Annotated in this window: 17 protein-coding genes; 11 read left to right on the plus strand and 6 right to left on the minus strand. The window is 62.3% G+C overall.

From position 1 onward, the window contains the following. Positions 1-228: 228 nt before the first annotated feature. From rpoE to pdxJ, 10 genes are all read left to right on the plus strand, one after another. The gene (gene rpoE, locus N805_RS27645) at positions 229-810 is read left to right on the plus strand and encodes an RNA polymerase sigma factor RpoE (RefSeq protein ID WP_003252049.1); all 582 of its coding nucleotides are present in this window, start codon (positions 229-231) and stop codon (positions 808-810) included. A 31-nt stretch (positions 811-841) separates the two neighbouring features. Further along, positions 842-1,438, plus strand: coding sequence for a sigma-E factor negative regulatory protein (locus tag N805_RS27650; RefSeq protein ID WP_019471433.1), 597 nt, complete (start codon positions 842-844; stop codon positions 1,436-1,438). An 8-nt stretch (positions 1,439-1,446) separates the two neighbouring features. Next, complete coding sequence (locus N805_RS27655) at positions 1,447-2,412, plus strand: MucB/RseB C-terminal domain-containing protein (protein WP_019471434.1); 966 nt, start codon at positions 1,447-1,449, stop codon at positions 2,410-2,412. 209 nt (positions 2,413-2,621) lie between these two features. Further along, positions 2,622-4,022 carry a DegQ family serine endoprotease gene (locus N805_RS27660; RefSeq protein WP_371113219.1) on the plus strand — a complete coding sequence of 467 codons (1,401 nt, stop codon included), beginning with the start codon at positions 2,622-2,624 and terminating at the stop codon, positions 4,020-4,022. Positions 4,023-4,204: 182 nt separating this feature from the next. Beyond that, positions 4,205-6,004: a translation elongation factor 4 gene (lepA, locus tag N805_RS27665; protein WP_016498174.1), complete on the plus strand. Its 1,800-nt coding sequence runs from the start codon at positions 4,205-4,207 to the stop codon at positions 6,002-6,004. A gap of 5 nt (positions 6,005-6,009) precedes the next feature. Further along, a complete protein-coding gene (gene lepB, locus N805_RS27670; RefSeq protein ID WP_019471437.1) occupies positions 6,010-6,864 on the plus strand; it encodes a signal peptidase I in 855 nt (284 codons plus the stop codon). A 161-nt stretch (positions 6,865-7,025) separates the two neighbouring features. After that, a complete protein-coding gene (gene rnc, locus N805_RS27675) occupies positions 7,026-7,715 on the plus strand; it encodes a ribonuclease III (RefSeq protein WP_016488825.1) in 690 nt (229 codons plus the stop codon). After that, positions 7,708-8,610 (plus strand): GTPase Era, encoded by a 903-nt coding sequence (era, locus tag N805_RS27680; RefSeq protein WP_016498176.1) that lies wholly within the window; start codon positions 7,708-7,710, stop codon positions 8,608-8,610. Before rnc ends, era begins: the two co-directional genes overlap by 8 nt. 166 nt (positions 8,611-8,776) lie before the next feature. Further along, positions 8,777-9,460: a DNA repair protein RecO gene (gene recO, locus N805_RS27685; RefSeq protein WP_019471438.1), complete on the plus strand. Its 684-nt coding sequence runs from the start codon at positions 8,777-8,779 to the stop codon at positions 9,458-9,460. A gap of 61 nt (positions 9,461-9,521) precedes the next feature. Further along, the gene (pdxJ, locus tag N805_RS27690; protein ID WP_371113220.1) at positions 9,522-10,244 is read left to right on the plus strand and encodes a pyridoxine 5'-phosphate synthase; all 723 of its coding nucleotides are present in this window, start codon (positions 9,522-9,524) and stop codon (positions 10,242-10,244) included. Positions 10,245-10,373: 129 nt separating this feature from the next. On the opposite strand, the gene N805_RS27695 is transcribed toward pdxJ, so the two are convergent. Then, the gene (locus N805_RS27695; protein ID WP_019471440.1) at positions 10,374-11,756 is read right to left on the minus strand and encodes a heavy metal sensor histidine kinase; all 1,383 of its coding nucleotides are present in this window, start codon (positions 11,754-11,756) and stop codon (positions 10,374-10,376) included. Beyond that, entirely contained in the window at positions 11,753-12,427 is a 675-nt protein-coding gene (locus N805_RS27700) for a heavy metal response regulator transcription factor (RefSeq protein WP_019471441.1), read from the minus strand. Before N805_RS27700 ends, N805_RS27695 begins: the two co-directional genes overlap by 4 nt. Positions 12,428-12,747: 320 nt before the next feature. Here N805_RS27700 and N805_RS27705 point away from each other — a divergent pair, with 320 nt between their 5' ends. Continuing rightward, positions 12,748-12,951, plus strand: a complete 204-nt coding sequence (locus N805_RS27705) for a hypothetical protein (protein ID WP_019471442.1) — start codon at positions 12,748-12,750, stop codon at positions 12,949-12,951. 69 nt (positions 12,952-13,020) lie between these two features. Here N805_RS27705 and cmoB read toward each other — a convergent pair whose 3' ends face one another. The 4 genes from cmoB to lon form a co-directional block, all read right to left on the minus strand. Beyond that, positions 13,021-13,977: a tRNA 5-methoxyuridine(34)/uridine 5-oxyacetic acid(34) synthase CmoB gene (cmoB, locus tag N805_RS27710; RefSeq protein WP_019471443.1), complete on the minus strand. Its 957-nt coding sequence runs from the start codon at positions 13,975-13,977 to the stop codon at positions 13,021-13,023. Further along, positions 13,974-14,717 carry a carboxy-S-adenosyl-L-methionine synthase CmoA gene (gene cmoA, locus N805_RS27715; RefSeq protein WP_019471444.1) on the minus strand — a complete coding sequence of 248 codons (744 nt, stop codon included), beginning with the start codon at positions 14,715-14,717 and terminating at the stop codon, positions 13,974-13,976. Before cmoA ends, cmoB begins: the two co-directional genes overlap by 4 nt. 89 nt (positions 14,718-14,806) lie before the next feature. Further along, entirely contained in the window at positions 14,807-15,199 is a 393-nt protein-coding gene (locus N805_RS27720; RefSeq protein ID WP_019471445.1) for a protease inhibitor I42 family protein, read from the minus strand. 108 nt (positions 15,200-15,307) lie between these two features. After that, positions 15,308-17,725, minus strand: a complete 2,418-nt coding sequence (gene lon, locus N805_RS27725; protein WP_019471446.1) for an endopeptidase La — start codon at positions 17,723-17,725, stop codon at positions 15,308-15,310. Positions 17,726-17,929 lie beyond the last annotated feature (204 nt).

Raw genomic sequence — 17,929 nt, forward strand, 5'->3', positions numbered from 1 at the left:
TGCCGCGGCGACGCAGGGCGGCAAGGCCTGTTCGGGCTGTCCCTGCGTATTCGAAACCTGATTATCGACGTAGCCGGCCGTGCCCGCGCCGCGTCTTCCGTGCAAGCCGACCAAGGGCTGCAGGAAACTTGCTTGGAGGGGAGAACTTTTGCGAAAAGCCCGAGTCTATGGTTGCAAGCCTGATCGATGGCTGTTGCAACGCTCCTTCGAGTTCACTGAGGAGTGTTCATGCTAACCCAGGAAGAGGATCAGCAGCTTGTCGAGCGCGTTCAGCGCGGTGACAGGCGAGCGTTCGATCTGTTGGTGCTGAAGTATCAGCACAAGATTCTCGGGTTGATCGTGCGGTTCGTTCACGATACCCACGAGGCCCAAGATGTAGCACAGGAAGCCTTTATCAAGGCCTATCGTGCGCTTGGCAATTTCCGCGGTGACAGTGCGTTTTATACCTGGCTGTACCGCATCGCCATCAACACGGCGAAGAACTACCTGGTGTCCCGTGGAAGACGGCCACCAGACAGTGATGTGAGCTCCGAGGATGCGGAGTTTTACGACGGCGATCATGGCCTCAAGGATCTCGAGTCCCCAGAGCGCTCGTTGTTGCGGGATGAAATCGAAGGCACTGTCCATCGCACCATCCAGCAACTGCCCGAAGACCTGCGTACGGCGTTGACCCTGCGCGAGTTTGACGGGCTGAGTTACGAAGACATTGCCAGTGTCATGCAATGTCCGGTGGGTACCGTGCGCTCTCGAATCTTCCGCGCTCGGGAGGCCATAGACAAAGCCCTGCAGCCGTTGTTGCAGGAAACCTGAGACAGCGGCGACAGCCAAGAGAGGAACCGCCATGAGTCGTGAAGCTTTGCAGGAATCGCTGTCCGCGGTGATGGATAACGAAGCGGACGAGCTGGAACTGCGTCGGGTGCTGAGCGCCGTAGACGACGCCGAAACCCGTGCCACCTGGTCGCGTTACCAGGTAGCCCGTGCAGCCATGCACAAGGAACTGCTGCTGCCTAACCTCGATATCGCCTCGGCGGTGTCTGCGGCGTTGGCTGATGAAGCCGTGCCGGCCAAGGTCAACAAGGGCCCGTGGCGCAGCGTCGCTCGCCTGGCGGTTGCCGCCTCGGTCACCGTTGCGGTGCTGGCAGGCGTGCGGATGTACAACCAGGACGAAATCACCGGCGCCGAACTGGCTGCCCAGCAGCCTGTACAACAAGGCCTGAGCATGCCACAAACTCAAGGCCCGGCTGTTTTGGCAGGCTATAGTGAAAGCAGTGAGCAACCGACCGGGCCGATGGCCAACGGCGTGCTGCAAAACCAGGCCGGCTGGGACCAGCGTCTGCCGGGGTACCTGCGCCAGCATGCTCAGGAGTCCGCGCTCAAGGGCACTGAGACTGCCCTGCCGTATGCCCGTGCCGCCAGCATGGGAAACCCCGCTAAGTAAGGAGGATCATGCGCGCGCTACCTCTTCTGTCGCTGCTGATTGGCAGCTGCATGACGGTGCCGGCATTGGCGGCCAACTCCTCGCCCCAGGCGAGCGAGTGGCTGAGCAAGCTGGCACAAGCCGAGCAAAAGCAGAGTTATCAGGGTTCGTTCGTCTACGAACGCAACGGTAGCTTCTCTTCCCACGATATCTGGCACAGGGTCGAGGACGGCAAGGTCAGCGAGCGGCTGCTGCAGCTCGATGGCGCCGCCCAGGAAATCCTGCGCGTGGATGGCAAGGTGGAGTGTGTCAGTGGGGCCTTGGTCAGCGGTGTGACTACCCCTACGGACTCTGCACAGCGTGTGCTTGATCCGCTGAAACTGATGGGCTGGTACGATTTGAGCGTGGCAGGCGAGTCACGGGTCGCCGGGCGCGATGCCGTGATCTTGACGCTCACTCCCCGCGACCAGCACCGCTATGCCTTCGAATTGCACCTGGACCGCAACACCGGCCTGCCACTGCGCTCGTTGATGCTCAACGACAAAGGGCAGCTGCTGGAACGCTTCCAGATGACGCGCCTCGATACCGACAAGCCGCCTGGCGACAATGACCTGCGCCCCAGTGCTGCATGCAAGCCGGTGCAGCGTGTCGCCTCAGTCAGCAATGACAGCGTCGCTGGCTGGCGCTCGGACTGGCTCCCGCCGGGGTTCGAGCTGGTCAACAGCTCGGTACGGCGTGATCCCAAACATGACAGCACGGTCAGTAGCCTGATGTACGACGATGGGCTTGCACGCTTCTCGGTGTTCCTTGAACTTGTGAAGGACGATGCCGGGACCGATGTGCGTACCCAGCTTGGCCCGACCTCGGCGGTTTCGCGACGCCTTAATACGCCCAAGGGCAAGGTGATGGTCACCGTGGTTGGCGAAATTCCGCTCGGTACGGCAGAACGCGTCGCGTTGTCGATGCGGCCTCAGGATGCCCAGGCGCGCCAGTAGTGGCGCGCTTTTGCGGGCCATGGCAAGGCGAACGGATATGCGCCTGAAATGAAATTAAAGCATTGTCATTTGCAATCCACTGGCAAATTTTCTATAGGTCAGGCTTCTTGGAGCCTGGCCTTTCCTGCTTTGTGCAGGGGCCTTTCTAAACTACCGCTCGTTGTGACGGGAGCCGTATGTCTACACCACGCTTGAAATCCTACCTATCGATGTTCGCCGCTGTGCTCATGCTCGGCCAGGTGCTCACCGCCCAGGCCGAGGAAGCCCTGCCGGACTTCACCACGCTGGTCGAGCAGGCCTCGCCGGCCGTGGTCAACATCAGTACCAAGCAGAAGCTGCCAGACCGTCGCATCGCTGCGGGGCAGATGCCGGACCTGGAAGGCCTGCCGCCGATGTTCCGCGAGTTCTTCGAGCGCAACATGCCGCAGCAGCCGCGTTCGCCGCGTGGCGACCGCCAGCGCGAGGCGCAATCGCTGGGGTCGGGCTTCATCATTTCCAGCGATGGTTATGTGCTGACCAACAACCACGTCGTAGCCGACGCCGACGAAATCATCGTCCGCCTGTCGGACCGCAGCGAGCTGCAGGCCAAGCTGGTGGGCACCGACCCGCGCACCGACGTGGCCCTGCTCAAGGTCGAAGGCAAGAACCTGCCGATCGTGAAGCTGGGTGATTCCGAGAAGCTCAAGGTGGGCGAGTGGGTGCTGGCCATCGGTTCGCCATTTGGCTTCGACCATTCGGTGACCAAAGGCATCGTCAGTGCCAAGGGCCGTACGCTGCCTAACGAGACCTACGTTCCGTTCATTCAGACCGACGTGGCCATCAACCCGGGTAACTCGGGCGGCCCGCTGTTCAACATGAAGGGCGAAGTGGTGGGTATCAACTCGCAGATCTTCACCCGTTCTGGCGGCTTCATGGGCCTGTCGTTCGCCATCCCGATCGATGTGGCGATCGACGTGTCCAACCAGCTGAAGAAAGATGGCAAGGTTAGCCGCGGCTGGCTGGGCGTGGTGATCCAGGAGGTCAACAAGGACCTGGCTGAATCCTTCGGCCTGGACAAGCCCGCGGGTGCGCTGGTGGCCCAGGTGCTGGAAAACGGCCCGGCCGCCAAAGGTGGCCTGCAGGTGGGTGACGTGATCTTGAGCATGAACGGCCAGCCGATCGTCATGTCGGCCGACTTGCCGCACCTGGTCGGTAGCCTCAAGGACGGCGAAAAGGCCAAGCTGGAGATCATCCGCAATGGCAAGCGCCAGACCCTGGATGTTGGGGTCGGGGCAATGCCGGATGACGATGCCGACATCGGTACCGGTGCCGAAGGCAGCGCCGAGCGCAGCAGCAACCGCCTGGGCGTGTCGGTGACCGACCTGACCGCCGAGCAGAAAAAGTCCCTCGAACTCAAGGGCGGCGTGGTTATCAAGGAAGTGCAGGATGGCCCGGCAGCGATGATCGGCCTGCGTCCGGGTGACGTCATCAGCCACCTGAACAACCAGGCCATCGGTTCGGCCAAGGAATTCACCGAAATCGCCAAGGAACTGCCGAAGAATCGCTCGGTGTCCATGCGCGTGCTGCGTCAGGGGCGTGCCAGCTTTATCACCTTCAAGCTCGCTGAATAAGCGGATTTGCAGGCAGGAAAGGGCAGCTACGGCTGCCCTTTTTCATGAAAATTCACAATTGCAGGCGGCAAAGCGCTGTACCGCCCGATAGAGGAATCTCCCATATCCCTGCTGCTTGAGGTACAATTCCCGGCTATTTTTCGGCGGGCGTCCCGGCTCGCAGCCTTTTCGAGTGTTGACCCGTGAGTGATTTGAGTCATATCCGCAATTTCTCCATCATCGCCCACATCGACCATGGCAAGTCGACGCTGGCCGACCGTTTCATCCAGATGTGCGGTGGCCTGTCGGCACGCGAAATGGAAGCCCAGGTGCTTGATTCGATGGACCTGGAGCGCGAACGCGGGATTACCATCAAAGCCCACAGCGTCACGCTTCACTACAAGGCGCAAGACGGCAAGACCTACCAGCTGAACTTCATCGACACCCCCGGCCACGTCGACTTCACCTACGAAGTCTCGCGCTCGCTGGCGGCCTGTGAAGGCGCACTGCTGGTGGTTGACGCCGGCCAGGGTGTTGAAGCCCAGTCCGTGGCCAACTGCTACACCGCCATCGAGCAGGGCCTGGAAGTCATGCCAGTCCTTAACAAGATGGACCTGCCCCAGGCCGACCCGGACCGCGTCAAGGACGAGATCGAGAAGATCATCGGCATCGACGCTACCGACGCCGTGGCCTGCAGCGCCAAGAGCGGCATGGGCGTGGACGAGGTGCTCGAGCGCCTGGTGCACACCATCCCCGCGCCTGTAGGCGAAATCGACGCGCCCCTGCAGGCGCTGATCATCGACTCCTGGTTCGACAACTACCTGGGCGTGGTCTCGCTGGTGCGTGTGCGCCAGGGCCGCGTCAAGAAGGGCGACAAGATTCTGGTCAAGTCCACCGGCAAGGTGCACCTGGTCGACAGCGTGGGGGTGTTCACCCCGAAACACACCCAGACCGCTGATCTGAAAGCCGGCGAAGTAGGCTTCATCATCGCCAGCATCAAGGACATTCACGGTGCGCCGGTGGGTGACACCCTGACCTTGTCCTCGACCCCCGAGGTCGAAGTGCTGGCAGGCTTCAAGAAAATCCAGCCGCAGGTCTACGCCGGCCTGTTCCCGGTCAGCTCCGACGACTTCGAGGACTTCCGCGACGCATTGCAGAAGCTCACCCTCAACGACTCGTCGCTGCAGTACATGCCGGAAAGCTCCGACGCCCTGGGCTTCGGCTTCCGTTGCGGTTTCCTCGGCATGCTGCACATGGAAATCATCCAGGAGCGCCTGGAGCGCGAATACGACCTGGACCTGATCACTACCGCACCAAGCGTGATCTACGAGCTCGAACTCAAGACCGGCGAAACCATCATCGTCGACAACCCGTCAAAGCTGCCGGACGTCTCGGCTGTGACCGACTTCCGCGAGCCGATCGTCACCGCGACTATCCTGGTGCCGCAGGAGCACCTGGGTAACGTCATCACCCTGTGCATCGAGAAGCGTGGCGTGCAGCGCGACATGCAGTTCCTCGGCAGCCAGGTGCAGGTGCGTTACGACATGCCGATGAACGAAGTGGTCCTGGACTTCTTCGACCGTCTCAAGTCCACCAGCCGCGGCTATGCTTCGCTGGATTATCATTTTGATCGCTACCAGTCGGCCAACCTGGTCAAACTGGACGTACTGATCAACGGCGACAAGGTCGATGCCCTGGCATTGATCGTGCACCGCGACAACGCGGCCTACAAAGGCCGTGCGTTGACCGAGAAGATGAAGGAACTGATCCCTCGGCAGATGTTCGACGTGGCGATCCAGGCAGCCATTGGCGGCCAGATCATTGCGCGGACAACCGTCAAGGCGCTCAGAAAGAACGTACTGGCCAAGTGCTACGGTGGTGACGTCAGCCGTAAGAAGAAACTGCTGGAGAAGCAGAAGGCCGGTAAGAAACGCATGAAACAGGTCGGCAACGTGGAAATTCCACAGGAAGCCTTCCTCGCCGTGCTCAGGTTGGATAGCTAGGTCCTATGTCGCTAAATTTCCCGCTGTTGCTAGTCATCGCCGTCTTTGTCTGCGGTCTGCTGGGCTTGATCGACCTGCTGTTCCTGGCCCCGCGCCGGCGTGCAGCCATCGCCAACTATCAGGGCAGCGTCAGCCAGCCCGAGATGGCCGTTGTCGAGCGCCTGAACAAGGAACCGTTGCTGGTCGAGTACGGCAAATCGTTCTTTCCGGTGCTGTTCATCGTGCTGGTGCTGCGTTCATTCCTGGTCGAGCCGTTCCAGATCCCTTCGGGGTCGATGAAACCGACCCTGGAAGTGGGCGACTTCATCCTGGTGAACAAGTTCTCGTACGGCATTCGCCTGCCGGTGATCGACAAGAAGGTCATCGAGGTGGGTGACCCGCAACGCGGTGATGTAATGGTGTTCCGCTACCCGAGCGACCCGAACGTCAATTACATCAAGCGAGTGGTCGGCCTGCCGGGCGACCAGGTCCGCTACACCAACGACAAGCGGTTGTTCGTCAACGGCCAGCCGATTGCCGAACAACTGGTGGGCACCGAGCCGGGCACCTTGGGCAGCGCCGAGCTGTACAAGGAAAAGCTCGGCGAGGCCGAACACCTGATCCGCAAGGAAATGAGCCGTTATCGCATGCCGCCGGACCAGCAGTGGACCGTGCCGGCAGGCCATTACTTCATGATGGGCGACAACCGCGACAACTCCAACGACAGCCGTTACTGGGATGACCCGAACATCCCCAAGGAACTGCACGGCATGGTTCCGGACCGGAACATCGTCGGCAAGGCCTTTGCGGTGTGGATGAGCTGGCCAGAGCCCAAGCTCAGCCACCTGCCCAACCTGTCGCGGGTCGGCCTGATCCATTGATACCCATCGGCGCTGTCCAGCAGACAGCGCCGAATGCATTTCTGACATAGGCTGTGTTCTCAGGGATCGGGAGATTCGTCGCATACGGCGGCGGGCCACAGCCAAACAGTCTTTCAGGATGTTGATTTGAACAACGCGTTGAACAACAAACGGGTGGTTGCATGAGTGCTTCCCTTGCCCATCTGGAGCGAAAGCTCGGTTATACCTTCAAGAATCAGGACCAGATGCTTCTGGCACTGACCCATCGCAGCTATGCCGGGCGCAATAACGAGCGCCTGGAGTTTCTCGGTGACGCCATTCTCAACTTCGTCGCCGGCGAGGCGCTGTTCGAGCGCTTCCCGCAGGCCCGCGAAGGCCAGCTGTCGCGCTTGCGCGCGCGCTTGGTCAAGGGCGAGACCCTGGCCCGCCTGGCGCGTGGTTTCGACCTGGGCGAATACCTGCGCCTGGGTTCGGGTGAGCTCAAGAGTGGCGGGTTCCGTCGCGAATCGATCCTGGCCGACGCCCTGGAGGCGCTCATTGGTGCCATCTACCTGGACGCCGACATGGACACGGCCCGGGAACGCGTGCTGGCCTGGCTGGCCGACGAGTTCGAGGGCCTGACCCTGGTCGACACCAACAAGGACCCGAAAACCCGCCTGCAAGAATTCCTGCAATCGCGCAGCTGTGAGCTGCCGCGTTACGAAGTAGTGGATATCCAGGGTGAACCGCACTGCCGTACGTTCTTCGTCGAATGCGAAGTCGTGCTGCTGAACAACAAGAGCCGTGGTCAGGGCGTTAGCCGGCGTATTGCCGAGCAAGTCGCTGCCGCGTCTGCACTGATCGCCCTGGGCGTGGAGAATGGCAATGACTGATAACAACCCGACTCGCTGCGGCTACGTGGCCATTGTCGGCCGCCCCAACGTGGGCAAGTCGACCTTGCTCAACCACATCCTGGGCCAGAAGCTGGCGATCACTTCGCGCAAGCCGCAGACCACCCGCCACAACATGCTCGGTATCAAGACCGAAGGTGATGTGCAGGCGATTTACGTCGATACCCCCGGTATGCACAAGGCCAACGACAAAGCCTTGAACCGCTACATGAACCGCAACGCCTCGGCGGCCCTCAAGGACGTCGACGTGGTGATCTTCGTGGTCGACCGCACCAAGTGGACCGACGAGGACCAACTGGTGCTGGAGCGCGTGCAGTACGTGACCGGCCCGTTGATCATCGCGGTCAACAAGACCGACCGCATGGAAGAGAAGGCCGAGTTGATCCCGCACCTGCAGTGGCTGCAGGAGCAACTGCCAAACGCCGAAGTCATGCCGATTTCTGCGCAGCAGGGGCACAACCTCGAAGCGCTGGAAGCACAGATCGCCAAGCACCTGCCCGAGAACGATCACTTCTTCCCGGAAGACCAGATCACCGACCGCAGCAGCCGCTTCCTGGCCGCCGAACTGGTGCGCGAGAAGATCATGCGCCAGCTGGGTGCGGAGTTGCCGTACCAGATCACCGTGGAGATCGAGGAATTCAAGCAGCAGGGCCATGTGTTGCACATTCACGCGTTGATCCTGGTTGAACGCGACGGCCAGAAGAAAATCATCATTGGCGACAAGGGCGAGCGTATCAAGCGTATCGGCTCCGAGGCGCGCAAGGACATGGAAGTGCTGTTCGACTCCAAGGTCATGCTCAACCTGTGGGTCAAGGTGAAAGGCGGCTGGTCGGATGACGAGCGCGCCCTGCGCTCGCTGGGCTACGGCGACCTGTAACGCCCGCACGGTCCCTGTAGGAGCGGCCTTGTGTCGCGATAGGGCCGCACAGCGGCCCCAGATTTTCAGCTTCGCAGCATAAATCGCCGGGGCTGCTGTGCAGCCCAATCGCGACACAAGGCCGCTCCTACAAGGGCCAGTGCAACCCCTGGGGCAAGTGACTTCCATGGAACAACCTGTCGGCCAGCCAGCCTACGTGCTGCACAGTCGTGCCTACAAGGAAACCAGCGCGCTGGTGGACTTGTTCACGCCGCAGGGCCGCGTGCGCGCCGTACTGCGGCGTGCGCGTGGCAAGGGCGGCAGCCTGGTGCGTCCATTCGTACCCCTTGAGGTGGAGCTGCGTGGGCGTGGCGAGCTGAAGAATGTCGGGCGGATGGACAGCGCCGGCATTGCCGCCTGGCTGCACGGCGATGCCCTGTTCAGCGGGTTGTACCTCAATGAACTGCTCATGCGCCTGCTGCCTGCCGAAGCGCCGTTCCCGGCCCTGTTCGAGCACTACGCCCTGACCTTGCAGGCTTTGGCCGCCGGGCGCCCGCTGGAGCCGCTGCTGCGCTCGTTCGAATGGCGGCTGCTGGACGAACTGGGTTATGCGTTCTCGCTGAACCATGACGTCAACGACCAACCCATCGCGGTCGACGGCTTGTACCGCTTGCGCGTGGATGCCGGCCTGGAACGGGTCGAACTCCTGCAGCCCGGCCTGTTTCGCGGCATCGAGCTGTTGGCCCTGGCCGACGCCGACTGGGATACCCCAGGCGCTTTGCTCGCAGCCAAGCGCCTGATGCGCCAGGCATTGGCGGTGCATCTGGGCGCAAAGCCGTTGGTCAGCCGGGAACTGTTTCGCAAGCGCTGATCACGACGTATGCTGTGGGGCTCAACCTTCAGGAGAGCCTTTCGTGACTCACAGCAACCGCATGCTTCTCGGCGTAAACATCGACCACGTGGCGACCCTGCGCCAAGCCCGGGGCACGCGTTACCCTGATCCGGTCAAGGCTGCCCTGGACGCCGAGGAAGCGGGCGCCGATGGCATCACCGTGCACCTGCGCGAGGACCGTCGGCACATCCAGGAACGCGACGTGGTGCTGCTCAAGGACGTGCTGCAGACGCGCATGAACTTCGAAATGGGCGTCACCGAAGAGATGATGGCCTTCGCTGAGAAAATTCGCCCGGCGCACATCTGCCTGGTGCCTGAAACCCGTCAGGAACTGACTACCGAAGGTGGCCTGGACGTGGCCGGGCAGGAGGCACGGATCAAGGCAGCAGTGGAGCGCCTTGCCCGCACCGGTGCCGAAGTGTCGTTGTTCATCGATGCTGACGAGCGCCAGATCGAGGCCTCACGGCGGGTGGGTGCGCCGGCCATCGAGCTGCATACCGGGCGTTACGCCGATGCCCAAACCCCGACCGAAGTGGCCGAGGAGCTCAAGCGTATCGTCGATGGCGTGGCGTTTGGCGTGGGGCAGGGGCTGATCGTCAATGCTGGCCACGGGCTGCATTACCACAACGTCGAGGCGGTGGCGGCGATCAAAGGTATCAATGAACTGAACATTGGCCATGCCTTGGTGGCGCATGCCTTGTTTGTAGGCTTCAAGGCCGCAGTGGCCGAGATGAAGGCATTGATCGTGGCGGCTTCGCGCTGACTGATTGGGTTGCCTGTACTGGCCTCTTCGCGGGTAAACCCGCTCCCACAGGGATTGCACAAGCCTTAAGGCCTGCGGAGTACTTGTGGGAGCGGGTTTACCCGCGAAGAGGCCGCTACAGGCAGCCGATTACTCGGCAGGAAACACCAGGGTGAAGCGGGTAGGCCCCAAGGGGCTGCTGTTCACTTCGACCCGCCCGCCATGCAACTGCATGATCGACCGCACGATCGCTAACCCCAGCCCGGTCCCGCCCTCCATTCGCGAGCGCCCTGAGCCCACCCGGTAAAACCGCTCGAACAAGCGCGACTGGTGCTGCGCAGCAATGCCATTGCCTTTGTTCTCCACCGATAACCGTACTTCGCTGCCCGAGCGTTCGATGCGCAATTCGACGCGCTCACCCTCAGGGCTGTGGCGGATGGCATTGCTCAACAGGTTCGACAACGCCCGCTGAAACATCAGCCGATCCCCCAGTGCCGTTCCCCAACCCTGCACACGCAGCTCAACTGCTTTCCCCTCGGCACTGAAGGCAAACAGCTCGACAACCCGCGCTGCCTCGTCAGCCAGCGCCAAGGGTTTCAATGCAACCTGCGTTTGCGGCTGGCTCACCTGGGCGAGAAACAGCATGTCATTGATGATGCGGTTGAGTCGGGTCAGTTCCTCGATACTGTCTTCCAGCACTTCCCGGTAGTTGGCGTTGTCCCGCTCACGGGCCAGGGTCACCTGCGCCTTACCCATCAGGTTGCTCAACGGGGTGCGCAGCTCATGGGCCAGATCGTCGGAAAACTGCGACAACTGGCTCACGCCCTGATCGAGGCGGTCGAGCATCACGTTGATGCTGCTGGCCAGTTCCGCCAGTTCTTGCGGCAGGCCGGTAGCCGGCAGGCGATGCTGCAGGTCCTGGGCCGACACTTGCCCGGCAATGCGCCGGAAGCGCCGCAGCGGTTTCAGGCCGCGCTGCATCAGCCACCAGGCACCCGCGCCAATCAATACCAGCAGCAGTGGCAAAGCGAGCAAGGTCGAATGCAGGTAGGCCTGCAACAGGGCGTTGTCGTCGGCGCGGTTGAGCGACATCATCACCTTGACCGGTGTGTTGTCGCGCAGGCGCATCAGCCGGGTCACGGTAAGGATCTGGTTGCCGCTGCTGTCGCGCCATGCGTGAAAGGCCAGGCGGGTACCGGTGTGCAACTCGCTTACCCGCGACTCCAGGGCCGGCCCGAGGCTGAGCAGGTGCGGGTGGCGGCCTTCCAGGGCCATTACGCTGAGGCTGAGGTTGTCATGCCCCATGACCAGGTCGAGCAGTGGATGCGCGCGACTGCCCAGGTCCTCGCTGCGCAGGTCGACGCGCAAATTGTGCTCGACCTGCAGCATCTTGCGCGCCAGGTCCTTGCGTGCGCGGCTGTCCAGTTCGTGGTCCAGGGCGAACACGGCCAGGCAGGCCAGCAGCAGTACCAGGGCGGCGCCCATCAGTGTCACGCTCAGGCCCAGGCGCAGCGACAGGCTGGCGTTTTTCAAACCCGGGCCTCAAGGACATAGCCTACGCCGCGCAGGGTATGGATCAGCTTGTTGTCGAACGGGTCGTCGATCTTCGCCCGCAGGCGGCGGATCGAAACCTCGACCACGTTGGTGTCGCAGTCGAAATTCATGTCCCATACCAACGAGATGATCTGGGTGCGCGAAAGCACTTCACCACTCTGGCGCATCAGCAGGTGCAGCAGGGCGAACTCCTTGGCGGTCAGGTCAATACGCTGCCCGGCGCGGTAGGCGCGGTGGCGACCAGGGTCCAGCTCCAGGTCGGCCACGCGCAGGGTGCTGGGCTGCAGCTGCTGATCGTTACGGCGCAGCAGGCTGCGGATACGCGCCAGAAGTTCAGGGAATTCGAAGGGCTTGAGCAGGTAGTCGTCGGCGCCCAGGTCCAGGCCTTTGACCCGGTCGGCCAGGCGACCGTGGGCGGTCAGCATCATGATGCGCGTGGCCGATTCGGCGCGCAGCCGCTGCAGCACGGTCCAGCCATCGATTTCCGGCAGGTTGACGTCGAGGATGACCAGGTCGTAGGGCTGTTGGCGGGCCAGGTGCAGGCCGTCGGTGCCGGTGTGTGCGCAGTCGACCACGTAGCCGTTTTCGCGCAGGCCCTGTTGCAGGTAATCGGCGGTACGCAGTTCGTCCTCGATGATCAGTAGGCGCATGGGGGAGCTCGGTGTAAGGAAAGGGGGCGATTCTCGACCCTGTAGTGACATCAGGGTCAAGGGGCAGGATGTTACGGCATGCCTATGGCGCTGCGGCGCAGATAACGGATTTGTAATCCTGCTGTTATCTGGCTGTCTGTCAGGGCCCTTTCGCGGGTAAACCCGCTCCCACAGAACGGCACAGCGTTGAGATCTGTGCGAAGAGGCCCCGACAGGCAACACAAGGCCACATTGCAGGACTGTAATCCGCGCCTCACCTTGCTGTTAGCCGCCCCTCGCTAGGATGGCCGCATCTGATCGGTTATCACGAGGCAAACACGATGAACCTGACCAAATACCTGCTGCTGGCCACCTTGGCCCTGGGCAGTGCCAGTGTCTATGCCGAGGGCGGTGCTGAGCGCTCGAAGCAGTTCTGGCAAGCGTTCCGCGAAGACCAGCAGCGCCTGCACGGTGACAAGCAACAGGCCGTTGCCGAACGCCAGCGCAAGGCGCAAGAGAAGGCCCGTGAGGTGGCCAAGGACTGAGGTAACAACACCTGCGCCGCGACAGCTCCTCGTCGCAGGTGTATTCAGGCGCCCAACCGGGCGCCTTTTTTATTTGCGCGCCAGCAGGGTGGCGCGGCGTGGGGCAGGCAGGCCTTCGATGGTCTTGCTGTGGTCGTTCGGGTCGAGGAAGTCGCCCAGCGACTGGTAGCGCATCCACTCGGTGCTGCGCTGCTCCTCGATGCTGGTCACGCTCACATCGACACAACGTACATCGCTGAAGCCGGCACGACGCAACCAGCGCGCCAGGGCGGGTACCGACGGCAGGTACCAGACGTTGCGCATCTGCGCATAGCGGTCCTCAGGCACCAGCACCTGGTTTTCGTCACCCTCGATCACCAAGGTTTCCAGAACCAGCTCGCCTCCTTTGACCAGGCAGTCCTTGAGCGCCAGCAGGTGCTCGATGGGTGAGCGCCGGTGATAGAACACGCCCATGGAAAACACGGTGTCGAAGCCTTCCAGGTTGGCAGGCAGTTCTTCCAGGGCGAAGGGCAGGTGCCAGGCCGGCAGCTCCGGCAAGTATTGCTGGACGGCCTGGAACTGGCAAAAGAACAGCCAGTTGGGGTCGACGCCAATCACCATGTCGGCGCCGGCACCGAGCATGCGCCACTGGTAGTAGCCGTTGCCGCAGCCGACGTCGAGCACGCGTTTGCCCTTGAGGTCCAGGTGCGGGCCTACCCGCGACCATTTCCAGTCCGAATGCCATTCGGTGTCTACATGCACGCCAAACAGATCGAACGGCCCTTTTCGCCATGGCGACAGGCCCATGAGTGCCTGGCGCATCTGCGCGCGGGTAGCGTCGTCGCAATCGCAGTCCAGGCGCAGCCCGTTGACCAGGTCGATTTCGCTGGGTTGCAGGGCAGGCAGGGCATCGAGTGCACCGCGCCAGCGGTCGAGGTCGCCGTGGCCTTTCTCCAGCTTGGCTTGCAGTTGCGCTTGCAGGCCTTGCGACCAGGAAGCCAGGGGCGTGCCCGCCAGGCGGCGGACGAGGGGGGACAGATCGATCATGGCAGGGCTATCAACGAGGCGAAGTTAAGGCATTGGAACCAGGGCACCACTTTGCTGAAGCCGGCGGCGCGCAGGCGCTGCTGGTGGGCTTCGAGCGTATCGGGCCGCATCACGTTTTCGATGGCGCTGCGCTTCTGGGCGATTTCCAGTTCGCTGTAGCCATTGGCCCGCTTGAAGTCCAGGTGCAGTTCATTGAGCAGGTCCTGCTCTTGCTCATCGGCAAAGCGCAGTTTTTCTGAAAGGATCAGCGCACCACCCGGCAGCAGTGCCTGACGGATGCGCCCGAGCAGTTCCAGGCGTTGGTCGGGTGCGATGAATTGCAGGGTGAAGTTCATCGCCACGACCGAGGCGGGCTCGAAGGGCAGGGCAAGGATATCGGCTTCCAGCACTTGCACCGGCAGCAGCTCCTGGAACATCGAGTCCTGGGCGGTGAGGTACTGGCGGCAGCGCTCGACCATGGCGGCGGAATTGTCCACCGCGATCACCCGGCAGCCGTCGCTGCGCACATGGCGACGCAGCGACTGGGTGACAGCACCCAACGATGCGCCCAGGTCGTACAGTGCGGTGCCTGGTTGGGCGAAACGCGCAGCCAGTACGCCGAGGTTTTCGACGATGGTTGGGTAGCCGGGCACCGAGCGCTTGATCATGTCCGGGAACACGCGCACCACGTCTTCGTTGAAGACGAAGTCGGGCACTTGCTCCAGGGGTTGCGAGAAAAGGCGGTCGGGTTGTTTGCTCACGGCGAATCCAGGCGGCTGGTGATAGGCAGGGGGCGCATTCTAGCCAAACCGCAGCCTGGATGCATGGTCGGCTGACCAGCGCTGTGCGTTCAATTCACCCGGATGGCGCAATCGAAGGTCTGCACCGGGCGTACTTCCGGGGCCCAAGGTTGCTGGTAGACCAGCACCAGATGGCCTTCGCCAGCGGCGCGGGCCTGGAAGCGCCAGGTCGAAATACCCGAGCTGCCGACGATACCGGCGTCTTCCGGCGCGCTGTACACCTCGGGGCCAAGGCTTTGCAGCACGTTGGGTGCCGGGTTCTGAACCAGCCAGCGATAGCCGGTGGTCGGGTTGCTGGGCAGGGTGAGGGTCAGCATCTGACCGACCTGCAGGCGCTTTGGGCATTCACTTTCGGCGTCCAGTTCTACGGGCTGCGTGGGGTGTTGCGTGCAGGCAGAAAGCAGGGCGAAGCTCAGGGGAACGAGCAGACGAGGGGCGGTCATGTTGGCTCCGGGGGCTGACGATGACCTGAGGATAACCGATGATCGACGAGTTTTGTGTTGCCAGTGCCGGCCACTTCGAGGCCAAAGCCGCGAAGTGGCCGTTGCAGGCTAGAACAGGACTTTGGCCACGTCGGCAAAGCGCTTGGCAAAATGCACTGTCAGGCCTTCGCGCAGGTAGTCCGGCAGTTCTTCGAAGTCGCCACGGTTAGGCTCCGGCAGGATCAGTTCGAAGATTTTCTGCCGGCGCGCCGCAATCACTTTCTCGCGCACCCCGCCAATCGGCAGCACCTGGCCGGTGAGCGTCAGTTCGCCCGTCATGGCCACGCCTTTCTTGGGTGCCTGGTCGCGGGCAAGCGACAACAGGGCGCTTGCCATGGTGACGCCGGCACTCGGGCCATCCTTGGGCGTGGCGCCTTCAGGCACGTGCAAGTGGATGAACGCTTCGTTGAAGAAGCCAGGGTCACCGCCAAACTGCTTGAGGTTGGAGCTGACGTAGCTGTAGGCAATTTCGGCCGACTCCTTCATCACGTCCCCCAGCTTGCCGGTCAACTTGAAGCCGCGGTTGAGCGTGTGGATGCGGATCGCCTCGATCGGCAGCGTGGCGCCGCCCATGCTGGTCCAGGCCAGGCCGGTGATTACACCTTTGCCAGCCAGTACCTGCTCACTGCGGAACACGGGTATGCCCAGTGCGGCTTCCAGGTCCTTGGGGCCGATCTTCAGCTTGGCCTCGGGGTCTTCCAGTAGCTTGACCACGGCCTTGCGCACCAGTTTGCCCAGTTGCTTCTCCAGCTGGCGCACGCCGGCCTCGCGGGCATAGCCCTCGATCACCAGGCGCAGGGCGCTGTCGCTGATGCTCAGGCTGCTCTTGGAGACGCCAGCTTTTGCGAGTTGCTTGGGCCACAGGTGGCGCTTGGCGATGGCCAGTTTTTCCTCGGTGATGTAGCCGGACAGGCGAATCACTTCCATGCGGTCGAGCAGCGGCCCGGGGATCGAGTCGAGGGTGTTGGCGGTGCACACGAACAGCACCTTGGACAGGTCCAGGCGCAGGTCGAGGTAGTGGTCGAGGAAGTCGACGTTCTGCTCCGGGTCGAGGGTTTCCAGCAATGCTGAAGCCGGGTCGCCCTGGTAGCTCTGGCCCATCTTGTCGATCTCGTCGAGCATGATGACCGGGTTCATCACTTCGACCTCTTTAAGGGCCTGTACCAGCTTGCCGGGCTGCGCGCCGATGTAGGTGCGGCGGTGGCCTTTGATTTCGGCCTCGTCACGCATGCCGCCAACGCTGAAGCGATAGAACGGCCGGCCAAGGGACTCTGCAATGGATTTGCCGATGCTGGTCTTGCCCACCCCGGGCGGGCCCACCAGCAGCACGATCGAGCCGCTGATTTCGCCTTTCCAGGCGCCCACGGCGAGGAATTCGATAATGCGTTCCTTGATGTCATCGAGGCCGGCATGATGCTGGTCGAGGACTTTGCGGGCATGCTTGAGGTCGAGCTTGTCCTTGCCGTACACGCCCCACGGCAGGGCGGTGGCCCATTCGAGGTAGTTGCGGGTGACGGCGTACTCGGGCGAACCGGTTTCGAGAATGGCCAGCTTGCCCATCTCTTCATCAAGGCGCTTGCGCGCCTGGGGCGGCAGGGTCTTGCCTTCCAGGCGCTGTTCGAACTGTTCGAGGTCGGCGCTGCGGTCGTCCTTGGTCAGGCCCAGCTCCTGCTGAATGACCTTGAGTTGCTCCTTGAGGAAGAACTCACGCTGGTGTTCGCCGATCTGCCGGTTCACTTCGGCCGAGATCTCGTTCTGCAGGCGCGCGACTTCCACCTCTTTGCGCAGCATCGGCAGGACCTTTTCCATGCGCTTGAGCATGGGCACGCAGTCGAGCACTTCCTGCAACTGGTTGCCGGTGGCCGAGGTCAGCGCGGCGGCGAAGTCGGTGAGCGGTGACGGGTCGTTGGGGCTGAAGCGGTTGAGGTAGTTCTTCAGCTCTTCGCTGTACAGCGGGTTGAGCGGCAGCAGTTCCTTGATCGCGTTGATCAGGGCCATGCCGTAGGCCTTGACCTCGTCGGTCGGCTCGGCGGGCTGGCGCGGGTATTCGACTTCGACCAGGTAGGGCGGGCGGTGGTGCTTGAGCCAGTTGCGGATGCGTACGCGGGTCAGGCCCTGGGCGACGAATTGCAGCTTGCCGTTTTCACGGCTGGCATGGTGCACCTTGACCAGCGTGCCGTACTGGGGCAGGGCCGAGGTGTCGAAATGGCGGTGGTCTTCCGGCGGGGTGTCCATGAAGAACAGCGCCAGGCAGTGGTCCGGAGACTTGGCGACCAGGTCGAGGGTTTCGGCCCAAGGTTCTTCATTGACGATGACCGGCAGTACCTGGGCCGGGAAGAACGGGCGGTTGTGGATCGGGATCACGTAGACTTTGTCCGGCAGGTTCTGGCCGGGCAGGGCGAGGGCATGGCCGGGTTCGGCCGGGGTGGTGTGCTCGACTTCGCTGTCTTCGTCGGGGTGTTCCGGGAAATCCTGCTGGTTGCTCATGGGGCACCTGCGTGAATGGCTATGGTGCTTAGATGGGGCGCAGGGGAATCGGTTTCAATGGTAGATGAAGGCAGCAGCCCAGGGGTTTCATCTTTGCTTGCCTGCCCCGGCCTCATCGCCGGCAAGCCAGCTCCCACAGGTAACTCACTATTTTCAAGGGCTGTGGAATATCTGTGGGAGCTGGCTTGCCGGCGATGAGGCCGG

The organism is Pseudomonas putida S13.1.2 (assembly GCF_000498395.2).
GTDB classification, from domain to species: Bacteria; Pseudomonadota; Gammaproteobacteria; order Pseudomonadales; family Pseudomonadaceae; genus Aquipseudomonas; species Aquipseudomonas putida_Q.